The sequence below is a fragment of the Litoribacter populi genome (assembly GCF_007483685.1).
Lineage (GTDB): Bacteria > Bacteroidota > Bacteroidia > Cytophagales > Cyclobacteriaceae > Litoribacter > Litoribacter populi.
In genome coordinates this window covers 492,864-504,633 of record NZ_VMKN01000001.1, presented here as the reverse complement: position 1 = coordinate 504,633, position 11,770 = coordinate 492,864, and the positions used below count along the sequence as shown (strand labels likewise).

At 41.0% G+C, this 11,770-nt stretch carries 14 protein-coding genes; 5 read left to right on the top strand and 9 right to left on the bottom strand.

Annotation, left to right across the window (positions count from 1 at the left end):
* The first annotated feature begins 5 nt into the window (after window positions 1-5).
* Both FPL27_RS02050 and FPL27_RS02045 read left to right on the top strand, forming a co-directional pair.
* Window positions 6-617, top strand: a complete 612-nt coding sequence (locus tag FPL27_RS02050) for a hypothetical protein (RefSeq protein WP_143959506.1) — start codon at window positions 6-8, stop codon at window positions 615-617.
* A 188-nt stretch (window positions 618-805) separates the two neighbouring features.
* Window positions 806-1,372 (top strand): hypothetical protein, encoded by a 567-nt coding sequence (locus FPL27_RS02045; RefSeq protein ID WP_143959505.1) that lies wholly within the window; start codon window positions 806-808, stop codon window positions 1,370-1,372.
* Between the two features lie 36 nt (window positions 1,373-1,408).
* Here the strand turns inward: FPL27_RS02045 and FPL27_RS02040 are convergent, their stop codons facing one another.
* Window positions 1,409-2,152: a LytR/AlgR family response regulator transcription factor gene (locus FPL27_RS02040; RefSeq protein WP_143959504.1), complete on the bottom strand. Its 744-nt coding sequence runs from the start codon at window positions 2,150-2,152 to the stop codon at window positions 1,409-1,411.
* The gene (locus FPL27_RS02035) at window positions 2,136-3,206 is read right to left on the bottom strand and encodes a histidine kinase (RefSeq protein WP_143959503.1); all 1,071 of its coding nucleotides are present in this window, start codon (window positions 3,204-3,206) and stop codon (window positions 2,136-2,138) included. The genes FPL27_RS02040 and FPL27_RS02035 overlap by 17 nt, the downstream gene beginning before the upstream one ends.
* Before the next feature lie 55 nt (window positions 3,207-3,261).
* Between FPL27_RS02035 and FPL27_RS19735 the strand changes: the two genes are divergently transcribed.
* The gene (locus tag FPL27_RS19735) at window positions 3,262-3,411 is read left to right on the top strand and encodes a hypothetical protein (RefSeq protein ID WP_185974272.1); all 150 of its coding nucleotides are present in this window, start codon (window positions 3,262-3,264) and stop codon (window positions 3,409-3,411) included.
* A gap of 165 nt (window positions 3,412-3,576) precedes the next feature.
* Here the strand turns inward: FPL27_RS19735 and FPL27_RS02030 are convergent, their stop codons facing one another.
* The 5 genes from FPL27_RS02030 to FPL27_RS02010 all read right to left on the bottom strand — a co-directional run bounded on the left by FPL27_RS02030 (window position 3,577) and on the right by FPL27_RS02010 (window position 5,667).
* Window positions 3,577-3,783 carry a hypothetical protein gene (locus FPL27_RS02030; RefSeq protein ID WP_143959502.1) on the bottom strand — a complete coding sequence of 69 codons (207 nt, stop codon included), beginning with the start codon at window positions 3,781-3,783 and terminating at the stop codon, window positions 3,577-3,579.
* 166 nt (window positions 3,784-3,949) lie between these two features.
* On the bottom strand, window positions 3,950-4,195 hold the full coding sequence (locus FPL27_RS02025; RefSeq protein ID WP_143959501.1) for a hypothetical protein: 246 nt from the start codon (window positions 4,193-4,195) through the stop codon (window positions 3,950-3,952).
* 55 nt (window positions 4,196-4,250) lie between these two features.
* Window positions 4,251-4,472: a hypothetical protein gene (locus FPL27_RS02020; protein ID WP_185974271.1), complete on the bottom strand. Its 222-nt coding sequence runs from the start codon at window positions 4,470-4,472 to the stop codon at window positions 4,251-4,253.
* 2 nt (window positions 4,473-4,474) lie between these two features.
* The gene (locus tag FPL27_RS02015) at window positions 4,475-4,921 is read right to left on the bottom strand and encodes a DUF5675 family protein (RefSeq protein WP_143959499.1); all 447 of its coding nucleotides are present in this window, start codon (window positions 4,919-4,921) and stop codon (window positions 4,475-4,477) included.
* Window positions 4,921-5,667, bottom strand: a complete 747-nt coding sequence (locus FPL27_RS02010) for a hypothetical protein (RefSeq protein WP_143959498.1) — start codon at window positions 5,665-5,667, stop codon at window positions 4,921-4,923. Before FPL27_RS02010 ends, FPL27_RS02015 begins: the two co-directional genes overlap by 1 nt.
* Window positions 5,668-6,077: 410 nt before the next feature.
* Between FPL27_RS02010 and FPL27_RS02005 the strand changes: the two genes are divergently transcribed.
* Entirely contained in the window at window positions 6,078-6,527 is a 450-nt protein-coding gene (locus FPL27_RS02005) for a MauE/DoxX family redox-associated membrane protein (protein WP_143959497.1), read from the top strand.
* A 247-nt stretch (window positions 6,528-6,774) separates the two neighbouring features.
* Complete coding sequence (locus tag FPL27_RS02000; protein ID WP_143959496.1) at window positions 6,775-7,044, top strand: hypothetical protein; 270 nt, start codon at window positions 6,775-6,777, stop codon at window positions 7,042-7,044.
* Window positions 7,045-7,079: 35 nt separating this feature from the next.
* Here FPL27_RS02000 and FPL27_RS01995 read toward each other — a convergent pair whose 3' ends face one another.
* Both FPL27_RS01995 and FPL27_RS01990 read right to left on the bottom strand, forming a co-directional pair.
* A complete protein-coding gene (locus FPL27_RS01995) occupies window positions 7,080-8,444 on the bottom strand; it encodes a RagB/SusD family nutrient uptake outer membrane protein (protein WP_143959495.1) in 1,365 nt (454 codons plus the stop codon).
* Window positions 8,445-8,549: 105 nt separating this feature from the next.
* The gene (locus tag FPL27_RS01990) at window positions 8,550-11,756 is read right to left on the bottom strand and encodes a SusC/RagA family TonB-linked outer membrane protein (RefSeq protein ID WP_185974270.1); all 3,207 of its coding nucleotides are present in this window, start codon (window positions 11,754-11,756) and stop codon (window positions 8,550-8,552) included.
* Window positions 11,757-11,770 lie beyond the last annotated feature (14 nt).

Sequence of the window (11,770 nt, the reverse complement as noted above, 5' to 3'; positions counted from 1 at the left end):
ATTACATGGATATTTTTATGCGCTTCGAACCCGAAAATATTGACCCCTATATGCTGTCCTTATTTTACCTCAAAGTCATCGACACCATCATTCTCCCAAGTATGGGGAATGATGACATGACACCTGGCTCATTTATACCGGCAAGCTGGATGAGATCGAAAGGAATGGAAAAAATGCTTTACTTACATCCTGATGCCAAAGAACCCAATGCAGATCTTCTACCGGATATTACATCGTATCCAAGCCTCTTGGACCTTATTCATGAAATGAAACTTTATAAGCACGGAATCCTTTTATTTTCGCCTTATGAACAAGAACCCCATAATTTTGAAGAACTACCTATATTTAAATCTTTAAATACAGTAAATGTGGACAGAATATACTGGATTGAACAGGATACCGAATATATGCTGGTCAGGACATATCATCACTCCCACAATAAAATCAAAGCCTCACTTATTTCCGACAATTTTATTACTTACTACAGGAGCGCAATCCCCCTAACTCTGCCAAAAGAGATTGAGAATGCATGGGATGAAAGTGATCACTTAGATATCGACAGCCTCAGGGAATTTAAAGTAATTGAGCGATTGATTGGAAGCATCCGGCCCAATTAATCCCAAATTATTTTTCTTAACCAAATCAACTTCATCAAACTAATTTATTAAATTCAAACCTCCAGGATTCCACTCTATCTTACCGCAAGATGAGCAGGCAATCAAACGGTGAGTTATTACAGGATTTATAATTATGTAATAGTATGTTGAAATATTATAAAACCCTGATAAGGGCTCAAAAAAAAAGTATGATTAGAGGCCTCGTGCAATTCTATATAGTTGGGCTGGGAATACTTTGGATCTTCTCCCTCATAGGTTTTTCAAACCTGCTGAAGGACAATAAACTGATCTCCCTTGTTACATGCCTGATTTTTGCCCTTTTTATAGTCTCAGGCTCTGTATTATTCAAAACCCTTCAACATTTCACACTGTCCAAAACGTTTGACAAACCGGCCTTTAGGTCCCTGAATTTTTTAAATATTATAAACGATTCGGGAAACATCCTCAAGCATATCAATGGCATGTTAATGGGGAAATTCAAACACTATCACTTCCGAATCAAGGTAGTAAAATCCTTTGAAAATTACTTTTTGGAAATTGTCCCCATGCTTCAAAACTCAATGGCTCCAGAGATCGAAGCCATTTTTGTCAAGAAATTTGGATACTGTTATTTTAGCCACCTGGGCAAAGAAGTGGAAGCTTCATCAACAGATTTGAATAACTATGCCTTTTTAAGTAATATCCTATCCGAGATGGAAGATCAACTGTATGCCTATAACGCCACGCCCATTGCACGTGAATCCATTTTAAAATAAAGCTGACTTATTGGTTTCACATCCGGAAACTTCCTGTCAAGTAAATATGCCTCTCAACAAGGGCACTACAGCCTCCCGGTAGGTATCTCCTATCGGCAGATAGTGCTTCCCACTTCCATCCAGATATACTTCTTCCGAATTCATGCTGTATACCTGTTTCAAATTCACGATATATTGCCTGTGAATCCGAATAAAGCCCATAGGCTTCAACTTCTCCTCTAGCTTGTTCAAAGGAAAATCACTAAAATAATACTTATCCCTAAAATGGATCTCCGGAGTATTTTTATAGGATTTTATATACACTATTTCATCCAATGAAATATTGACCAACCCCTGGTCTTTATCGGTATAGGGCCTTACAAATTGTTGATTGAAATCCAATAAGACACTTCCACTGGGTTTTACTTTAGACTCAAGCCTTCTTGCTACTACATGTTGCAATACTTTGGTCAACTTGGCTATTCCGACTGGTTTTCTGACAAATCCAGCTGCGTCAACCTCGAAGGCTTCTGATGCCTCCAGATTTTCTCCAGTTATAAATACAATAGGGATATTTGTTTCCATCAGCATTGCGGCAAGCGCAACCCCATCCATAGCAGCCATATTAATATCCAACAAGAGAATTTCCGGAGAATGTTTTTCAACCAGTGGCAGGCAATTCAGGGGATTGGTATCGATAAAGCAAGTTTCAAATCCCGCTATTCTACTGATTAGCATATCCAAATATTCAAGAGCGGGCAGTTCATCATCAATAATGCCTACTTTATAATTTTGATCCATAATCTATATTTAAAATCTGACAGAAAGTATTTTCATATGTCGTTGATATCAAAGTATATGAATTTTTAAAAGTATTTTCAAGCAGATCCCTACAACTCTCCAATCCCATGCCGTGGCCTCTCACCCGATTGTTGTTATTAACTTTGTTTTTAATGATAACCTGAAAGTATAGCCTTTCCTGAACCTCTACAGTTTTTAATAGTCGTATGGTAATGGAAGCGGGAAATTCAACATCATCTACTACACCATGAATAAAAATATTTTCCACTAGGGTGGGCAGCACCAGCCTGGGTATTTTCAATCTTTGGCCATACTCTTTTTCTACATCCACCTGCAGATTCACATGCATTACACCCCCTTTATTATACTTATGGGCCTCCACCAACCGGGTTACTTGCTGGATTTCATCATTCAATACGACTTCAAGTTCATCCTGTCCTATACCATAAGTTACTACTTCAGAGAAATTATATACCTGGTCATATAGGGCAGGTGATTCCTTATAAGTATTGAAAAGCAACGAGGTAAGCGAGTTATTTAAAAAATGTGGGCTCAGCCGATTTAGAACTTTTCCTATTTTCAGACTTTTTACATTTTCTGCGAGCTGCCTCACCTCTTTGTCCAAAATGATGATCAAAACTGGTAACGTGGTTGACAGGGCATAGGAACCAAAATTATAAACCCTGAACATTTCATATATAAAATGTTCAGAAAAGGTATATCCCAAATCGATAGAAACAAAAGAAACCTTGGCTTTCACTAAGCTTGCCAATAAAAACAACATCATGCCCAAAAATACTTTCCTGGCCCCATGCTCCGGATTGCTAAAGAAAACAACAATATACAGGGAGACCAGATAGAAAAACAGTATTACAAATACAACATTGAAAATCAAATATAACAGCGGGGGCAATTCTTCGGCAAACATTGGCCAGGTTTTATAACTGATATACAGATATAGAATCCACAACGTCACATGTATGTACCAAGATTTTCTGTACAGCCTATCCAAGACTGCGTTCAGCCTGTTTTTATCCATATTGAGCATATTCATCCAGTTAGGTTAAAAGCCCCAAGTATCTTCAGGCAAAATTTAAAACACATAAATTATGAATTTACTAATTGAATTAAAGTACTCCATGCTTAAAGACACTAAGCAAAGCAATTTTGTAGTAAATGGCCTCACTAACAGGAAGGAGCAAAAGAAGAAGTTGGCCTACAGCATTTTTACAGAATGCAAGCCTACAATTATCTGGTAAAAGCTCCGACTATTACCTTCTCCTGTTAGCATGATTCCATTGATCGATTCTCTAGAATAGTCAATGATATTCTAAATACCGGATTAGTATCCGGTTGGGTTAAGCAACCCATTAAATAAAAGTGCAGTCCATATCTGATATACCCATATATGGAACTGCACTTTTTTAATCAATACTAAATATATACTCCAACAAACGGTCTACCGGCATTCCCAAAAAATCTGCGAAATCATCAAAGGTTATGAATTGGAAACTTTCTTTCTGATAGTACACTTTCATTTTTCCTATCAAATCATAAGCATAAGTTTTCTCTTTGCCAGTAATTTTCATGATATCCTGTACGGTCACAATTCTACGACCTGTATCCTTCATTTATACCATATACAATTGATTTAGTAGAAACACCTTGTAGCCCTAACATAATCAGGCCATTAATTTTACAACTACCTTTCTTCATAAATTAATTATTGGTTTAACGCACTCAAAATAATTTATCCTCCTGAATTTATCAAATAGTTGAAGCTTTATTTTTTTCGGTTTATTCCGGATTTTTATCCGCAAGTACTCCAGCATCCTCCTTGGCCATTTGGGCAATTACCGAAATCACAGACCCACAGGTCACCATATATCCCCCTATAGCCACTATTAGCGAAGGGAGTGCTACCGGGGCAGCCAGCAATGCAGTGCCCACCCCTACCATAGCCAAACCTGCTTTCTGAAGCCTTTTGAAAAACTTTGGGGTAGGTGAGTTCCACCTCTCCTGTAATTCATTCGTACTATACATATTATCGATTTTTTAAACATTAAACCTTAACCCATAAGCAGTTTCTGAGGTCGGCCTACGGACCCGCTCCCATATTCTCCTTCCTGCTCAGAAGCAGGGCATGTTCGCATGAGATATAATCCCTGATTATTTTCTGCTCCGCTTTTAGGTAGATACACAATTCCCTCAGCTCCCGCTGATCTACCCGCATTTCCCTGATATCCAGCACCATCAGGTGAAGCAGGTAGGCAGATAGGGAAAGTAGGAGGGATATGATCCCCCCTACAATTATTGACATACTTAATCCATCCATGATTGCTCAAACTGAACCAAATTGAGCGCGGCATCTGGATAGCTCCTTATCTCCAGCAATACCTCCTCCCCACTGTCAATTACCTGAAAGACCAACTCCTTAAGCTTCTCAAAGGCTAACTTGGATTGGCTACCCTTACCTTCTCCCGTAAACCTGCTTACCGGTGCTATGCATCCCTCCAGCTGCTTAAGGGCATCATTGGCTGGATGTATCAGGATCAGGGACCTATTGGGCACATTTTGCACTTCTATGTGCCAGTCCCACTTCTCACTGTACCGCTTCACCAAGGGGTAAATTCCCTCAGGTATACAGGACACATTTTGCTGGTTCCGCTTCCACGGCCGTTCTATCGTCTGGCCGATTTTGAAGTCCTCCACTGTCAGGGTACCGTTGGTCCCACCGGGCCAGTACTCCCTCTCTAGATGAATCTTCATTAAGAACCTGAAGCTAATATCAACTTTGCAGCATTATGCGCCCCATTGTTGAGCACATACTGCTTCCCATTGATTTCCTGGAGAAACTCAATACCGATTCCGTAGAACTGAAAAGGCTTATCTTCTATGCGAGACACAGTTAGCATCAGATCACTCACCTCTTCGTTCCCAAGTTTATACACCCCACTGGATACCACCCTGGTTGAGTGTGTTCTGCTTTCAAAATCAACACCCGTACCCACAAGAAAAAGCCTGAAATCCGTTGCTCCGGCCGGCATGGCAATGTGCTTTTTGGGAACAAACTCATCAAAGGCTACAATTACCTCGTCCATTTCCTGCTGTATCCCATGATCCACATAAATGGTGGCTTCATACATACAGTTGTTGCTGAATTGAAACCCAACGAACTGGGACATATCCCCATTTTCAACCTTGCGTTCCCCTCTGTCCGACACCAAATCAGACTTCAGCACTTTGAGCGATGTACTGTACAGCCTGTTGTGGGTTTTGATATCACGGGCACGTAACGTAATTTCCCTAAAGGCATCCTTAAGCATTTTGCCTGCGGCAGCTGCCCTGGCAAACTCCGCCAGATTTTCACGTGTCCGTTCAAAATTTGGATCATTCATAATCCTGGACTTGGATATCCCCCCTTTTTGGCGGGCATGATAGCCATTTGGTCCTTTAAAAAAGGTAACATCTCCCATGGTACCTTCCAGCTTAATAAAACTACTTTGTCTAGCCATTTTTTATGGTTTTAGAATTAAACATGCCCAAATTTGACCCTAACAACCTGACCATCAAAACAAACGCGGAAAATACGGACTATAGCGGAAAATGCGGTAAATACAGGAATGCCAGCAGCTATTATTATATAGTGTCCCCCCAATTTATTTCATTTCCACTTGCCTGCCTCAAAGCCTACCCATATTTGGGGTTAAAGCTGGGGATAAGTAGACCTTGGGATATACATCAAATTATTTTGGGATGCGGATTCAGCCTGTTCGGATAGTAAATTCCCCCATTCAGCCCATCGGCTCCAATTCTCCCTTTTCAAATATTAAATTCAGAGTATAAAATAGTAAGCATTTAAAAGTTGCCACCCCAAGAGCGGAGTTAAATTAAACTCCGCCAATTTGGAAAAAATCAGTTCACTATGGCCTCCAGATCGTCAATAAATACATCAATAATAGCTATTCCACTTATAGTATTATTTGCATATACTGGCCTGGCCAAATTAATTGACTTTCCGGAATTCCGGAGGAGCATGCTTAACCAGCCTTTCCCTACTGAGTGGGCGGAGGTTTTTGCTGTTGGCGTTCCTATAGGTGAGTTGCTTTTAGTAGCCTTACTATTTTGGCAACCAACTCGATTATGGGGAATGGTCGGTTCACTCATTTTAATGACTTCATTCTCCACTTATGTTACCTTAATATGGATTGGTAGCTTCCCTTATGTACCCTGCGGATGCGCAGGCATCTTCGACTCCATGAGCTGGGGAGCACACCTGATAGTAAACTTGGCCTTTGTAGCCATAAGTACTGTAGGAATCTACTTCTACACCAAAATACCTGCTGTAGTATTTCAGGAAGTGGGGACAGGTTGATAGGTTTAATTTCCGCATTGCGGAAGGTGAATGGATTAAGGTAAAACAATGACAATAAACATTCTGCCTCTTCCAAGGTGAGGATAGGAAGCTCACCAAATCAGGTGGAATATAGGGGTCGGTCCGATTCCTTAAAAGAGACCAAGCCACGCGCAGCCTAAGCTCTTACGGACCAAGCGCATGCATGCATTTTAATCAATAAGTTAACCCAACAGTAGCACAACTATTGTTACAACATTTTAAAACAATGAAAAAACTATTTAAAACGCTCCCAGCCCTAGGATTAGCGCTGGCAGCAACCATGGCATTTGCATTCAATATGCCTGAAAATCAGCCAAAATTTGGAACCCCTGACGATGGCGACACTTGGTATGATGTCACTAACATTGACCCAGGGCCAGAATCCTATCAATGTGTTGCATCAGGAGTATGTTTAAGAAGTGCCCCCGATATGGAAGCTCCGCAAGTTGATTCGGGACAATTTGTTTTGACAGGATCCTTAGATCCAATTAGGTAAAATCAAATTATGCCCCGGTTTCCCGGGGCATATCTTTATCTAGGATTTTGCTTTAATCCACCCAGATTTATTTCCTCATCCGGAAGTGGGAATACATACCTGGGACTATTGGCTGATAAGGTATACACCTCCCCACCTATCTCTCTTTCCATATTTATTGCCTGCTGAAGATCCAAATTTAACCTTTTCATATCCTGCCATCTAATACCTCTGAACAAAAGACCTTTCCTTCTCTCCAACAAAACTTTTTGAAGAGCTTCTTCTTGATTGCTAAAGGTGATTGGCTCCAAGGTTCCGCTAACATACCTTGTACTCAAAAGATGATTCATGTAGGTGGCTGCTTCTTCAAGGTTGCCTAACCTCACGGCAGTTTCTGAGATAATATAATACAGCTCATCAGTAGCCAAACCACAAAAAAGTGAAAAATTACCTGTATAGTGGCCTCTGAAATTATATCTTCCATCACCTCGCGGGGTAAAGTATAAGTGAGTCCTAAGATCATCTTGATCGTAAGAAGCAATTAACTCATTATTCACGTACACCTGATTACTAAACTGATACATATAAGTAATCATTTTGGAATGAAAGATTACCTCGGGATTAAATTGTGCAAATGGATAAAATATATTTGGATCAAGGTTATTGTAGTCCATTAAGTCCTGCTTAATGGCCAAAGCCGATTTTGCAGCATCTCCTGCCTCTTCGTAATTTCCCATATTCAGGTATACTCGGGCTAATAAGGCATAACAACTCGCCCTTGAAGGCCTGCTTGGAAAAAGCGGTCTGTCAGGCAAATAGGAAATCGCTGTCTTCAAATCCTGAATTACTTGAGCATAACTCGCTTCCAGTGAAGCTCTTTCCAACCTTTCTTCTACATTTGGAGAAAGACGAAGCGGAACACCCAAATCGGTTGCAGAAGTATTGGGATCATAAGCATTGGAGAAAACAGTCAACAGATCATGAAAAGCATTGGCTCTATAGAAATGAGCACTACCGATCACATTATCCAAATCCGACTTCTTGTTCTCAGGAACATCCAAAAACTTTTGAACTTCTTTTAACACTACATTAGAATAAAATATCTGCCTGTAACTCATCGTCCATTCAGCTGAAAATGGATCATCGTAAATGTTCTCCTTCCACAGATAAGCATTTTGTTCAGCCGTAAAAATAAACCCCACCCATCCTGCATCTGTAGTCCATAAATCATCAGAACCTATTTGGGTTAAACCAGGTCCATCATTCATCCCCATAGTACTTGCGTCCAATAACCCTTGTAAATCTTCAATTGATTCCGGTACAACCAGATCCATTCTGGGTTTTTCATCCAAAAATTCCTCACAACCCATCAAAACTATTGCAAATAGAATATTGTATAAAATATATTTGTGATTTTTCATTTTCTTAATTGTTTATGGTATTTTTTCATCATGAATAGATGCCCCGCCCACCGGAACCGTGTAACTAAACCTTATGAAGAAAGTACGGCGGAACGGGGCATTTTTCTAAAATTCTATTCTTGCACCCATTGAAAAGCTTCTCAGGGCTCTAGAAGTACGAAAATCTGGGTCTGCTACCGCATCGGTCTCTTTCCATAAGATTCCCAGATTATTAGCATACCCATACACCTCCAATCTTCTAAAGGGCAGAGTTTTCAATTTTTCTTTGCCAATAGTATAAGATAGCCTCACATCCTGCAGCCTTACATGGTCCCCCTTTTCAATCCTTACCTCTGATACATTATAAAATGCCTGTCGATTATTATTCAAGGTAGTAGGCATAGAGGGTACATTCGTAATTAGCTCATCCCCGGGCTCAGTCCACCTCCTTGCAAAATCCTCATGAGTGATTCTTCCCTGTAATAAAGCCATGTAATCCACTGTAGGCCTCCTAAAATAATATCCCAACCTATAACTGACATTGACAGAAAGTGAAAAATTGCCGAATGAAAAATCATTCCTAACCGAACCAAAGTTCGTAGGCCGCCCGGGGCCATGATAAATCAAATCCTCCGGCTGCGTGTTTGAAAATATCCCAGCATAGTTCGTACTCGGTTCATTGTTGATATATCCCCGTGGAGCTCCAGTATTGGGATCAAGCCCCGCCCAAGCATAGCTAAACACCGAATACCTAGGAAATCCCTCTCTCGGCAATGGAGATCCTCCTAGGGCTCCTGAGCCATAAGCCACATAATCCCTGCTGACAGCCTCCAAATCATAAGAGATGACCTTTTCCCTTATCATGCTATGGAAAAAATACGTCTGCCACCCAAATCTCCCTTTAAGAATATTGGTGACGAGTTGCACATCCAATCCATGGCTTTCAGTAGCTCCAAAATTCCCTCTAAACCTGTCAATTCCTGTTGAAGTGGGAAACGGACTATCACCGATCAAGTCTAACCCTTGCTTATAATAGTATTCCAAACTTCCACTTATAAGCCGGTTTTTACTTTCAAAATCCAATGCAAGATTTGTAATATGTATCCTTTCCCATCTCAGATTTGGATTAGGAGGATTCACAATCTGAAGATATCGTAATCCAGAAAGTGCATTTGCCGACCCTGGCATATACATAGCAGTGGTGTAGGCACTTACATTTTTATCAATATTGCCATTAAATCCGTAGGTAGCCCGCAGCTTTAAAAATGGAAGCCAAGAGGCATTATAAAACTTCTCACTGCTGACTACCCAACTTGATCCAACTGACCATAATGGAACCCCCCTCTGGTTCGCCTCTACCCCAAATAAATTAGAGGCGTCTTTACGAGCACTTGCCGAAAGGATATACATATTTTTATACGTATAAGACCCATTTAAATAATAAGATACAAACCTATCAGTTAATCCCCCTATACTGTTTCCATAAGGGATTCTTCCCAATGAATTATTTTGGTATCTCCGATATTGGGTTAAGTAATCCACCGGTTGATTCACCCCTATATTATCATCGTAACCATAGTATCTGACACTGTGGTCACTTCTCCCATAATCTTTGAGCTCATACCCGCCTAATCCTACAAATTCATGGTCCTTGTTCCAGACCTTATTATAATGAAGCTGACCTCTCAGACTATGACTTTCCTCGGACACCCCACTTAAATTCAATATCCCCCCTTCTGGAACAGCACGTAATAAGGTACCATCAGGCTGGACCTGAGTGAACGTATTAATCATATCCCGGGCAAAAAAACTTTCAAAAGGATGGTGGACCTCGCCATTGGTCTGGGCATTCCAGTACTGGTAGAGCACCTCAGCTTTTAACCCAGGGAATATTTCATAGCTGACAGTGGTATTTATTCGCAAATCATTGGTTTCTGAATTATCCCTCATCATACCCCGTTCGGCCAAGGGGTAATATTTCCAATCCAATAAACCAGCACCCATAGCACCGTCTGTAAAAGTCCCCCTTATTCCTCTATTGATACCAAGGGGATTACCCATTTCATCACCAAAATGAATATAGGGTGAGTTGTACCCTTGAGGCAATGCGGTTCCGCTTAAAGACCTACTTTGCGCGTAATATACACCTGCCTGTACATTAAGCTTGTTTTTCAAAAACTTCCAATGGTTTTGCCCATTAAGTGTTATTCTACTATCACTATTATCCACTACATCCCCTGCATTGCGATCTAGACCTACTGAATATACATACCGGTAACTCTGACTCCCACCTGAAATATTTAAAGCATATTGTTGATTTACAGCAGGCCTATAATAGTATTTCTCCAACTCCCTTCTGACATCGCGCTGAGAAAACTCACTTATTGCCCTTTCAGCCTCCATATTACTGATGATGCCATCCCGCTCCGCTATCAAAGTTTCAACTACTGGGGATATAAGCGGACGTTGAACAGAGTTTTCCTGAGAATTGTAGTATCCCAGACCAAAAAGCTCCCTCTCCACTCCTATGAAATCTCCAACATCCATCTGAGGGAAATAAAACATATCAGGCTGCTCCCTCAAGGTTATATTTGAATTAAAAGTGACTCTGGGGCGGTCTCCTTCAATCCCGCGTTTAGTCGTTATGACTATTACGCCGTTCCCAGCCCTGGCACCCCATATGGAAGCCGCCGCGGCATCACGCAATACCGTAATACTCTCGACATCATTGGGATTTATGTTTTCTATCTGTCCATCATAAGGAAAATTATCTACAATTATAAGTGGCTGTGCATTTGCATACAGGGTACTGGTGCCCCGGATACTTATTTCAGTCCCTGCCCCTTCCCTGTCCCGATTAAAAACTAATCCAGGAGTTACATCTTCAAGGCGTTCTAGAATGTTGGGACTTACACGCCGGTCCACCAGTTCGCGGTCGGCATGCACAAATGAACCTGTAGCTCTTTCCTTAGAAAGTTGCTGATATCCAGTAGATACTATTTCCACTGCATCCATGGCCATTCCTTCTTCCTGAAGTGAAAAGTTTATGGGTTCATCCAGTGGAACATTGATTTCTAAAACCTGGGGCTCATAACCCAAGAAGCTAATTAAGAGTACATGGCTCCCAGCCTCTATCATCAATCTAAAATCACCCTCTTCATCAGTGACTACTCCATTGTTCGTCCCCTGCACCATCACCAAAGCTCCAGGCAGGGGCTGGCGGTCTTCGGCCGAATACACCTTCCCGCTCACGGGATGGGTTTGTGACTGCATGCCGACCCCTACCGGGATCAGAGCAAGCCATAACATTACTGTAAGTAAAGCGTTTTTCATTTTTATTGGGTTAG

Excerpts from the sequence above, each read along its gene's own strand:
- FPL27_RS02050 (WP_143959506.1), top strand. The coding sequence starts at position 6 with ATGGATATTTTTATGCGCTTCGAACCCGAAAATATTGACCCCTATATG.
- FPL27_RS02045 (WP_143959505.1), top strand. The coding sequence starts at position 806 with ATGATTAGAGGCCTCGTGCAATTCTATATAGTTGGGCTGGGAATACTT.
- FPL27_RS02040 (WP_143959504.1), bottom strand. The coding sequence starts at position 2,152 with ATGGATCAAAATTATAAAGTAGGCATTATTGATGATGAACTGCCCGCT.
- FPL27_RS02035 (WP_143959503.1), bottom strand. The coding sequence starts at position 3,206 with ATGAATATGCTCAATATGGATAAAAACAGGCTGAACGCAGTCTTGGAT.
- FPL27_RS19735 (WP_185974272.1), top strand. The coding sequence starts at position 3,262 with ATGAATTTACTAATTGAATTAAAGTACTCCATGCTTAAAGACACTAAG.
- FPL27_RS02030 (WP_143959502.1), bottom strand. The coding sequence starts at position 3,783 with ATGAAGGATACAGGTCGTAGAATTGTGACCGTACAGGATATCATGAAA.
- FPL27_RS02025 (WP_143959501.1), bottom strand. The coding sequence starts at position 4,195 with ATGTATAGTACGAATGAATTACAGGAGAGGTGGAACTCACCTACCCCA.
- FPL27_RS02020 (WP_185974271.1), bottom strand. The coding sequence starts at position 4,472 with ATGTCAATAATTGTAGGGGGGATCATATCCCTCCTACTTTCCCTATCT.
- FPL27_RS02015 (WP_143959499.1), bottom strand. The coding sequence starts at position 4,921 with ATGAAGATTCATCTAGAGAGGGAGTACTGGCCCGGTGGGACCAACGGT.
- FPL27_RS02010 (WP_143959498.1), bottom strand. The coding sequence starts at position 5,667 with ATGGCTAGACAAAGTAGTTTTATTAAGCTGGAAGGTACCATGGGAGAT.
- FPL27_RS02005 (WP_143959497.1), top strand. The coding sequence starts at position 6,078 with ATGGCCTCCAGATCGTCAATAAATACATCAATAATAGCTATTCCACTT.
- FPL27_RS02000 (WP_143959496.1), top strand. The coding sequence starts at position 6,775 with ATGAAAAAACTATTTAAAACGCTCCCAGCCCTAGGATTAGCGCTGGCA.
- FPL27_RS01995 (WP_143959495.1), bottom strand. The coding sequence starts at position 8,444 with ATGAAAAATCACAAATATATTTTATACAATATTCTATTTGCAATAGTT.
- FPL27_RS01990 (WP_185974270.1), bottom strand. The coding sequence starts at position 11,756 with ATGAAAAACGCTTTACTTACAGTAATGTTATGGCTTGCTCTGATCCCG.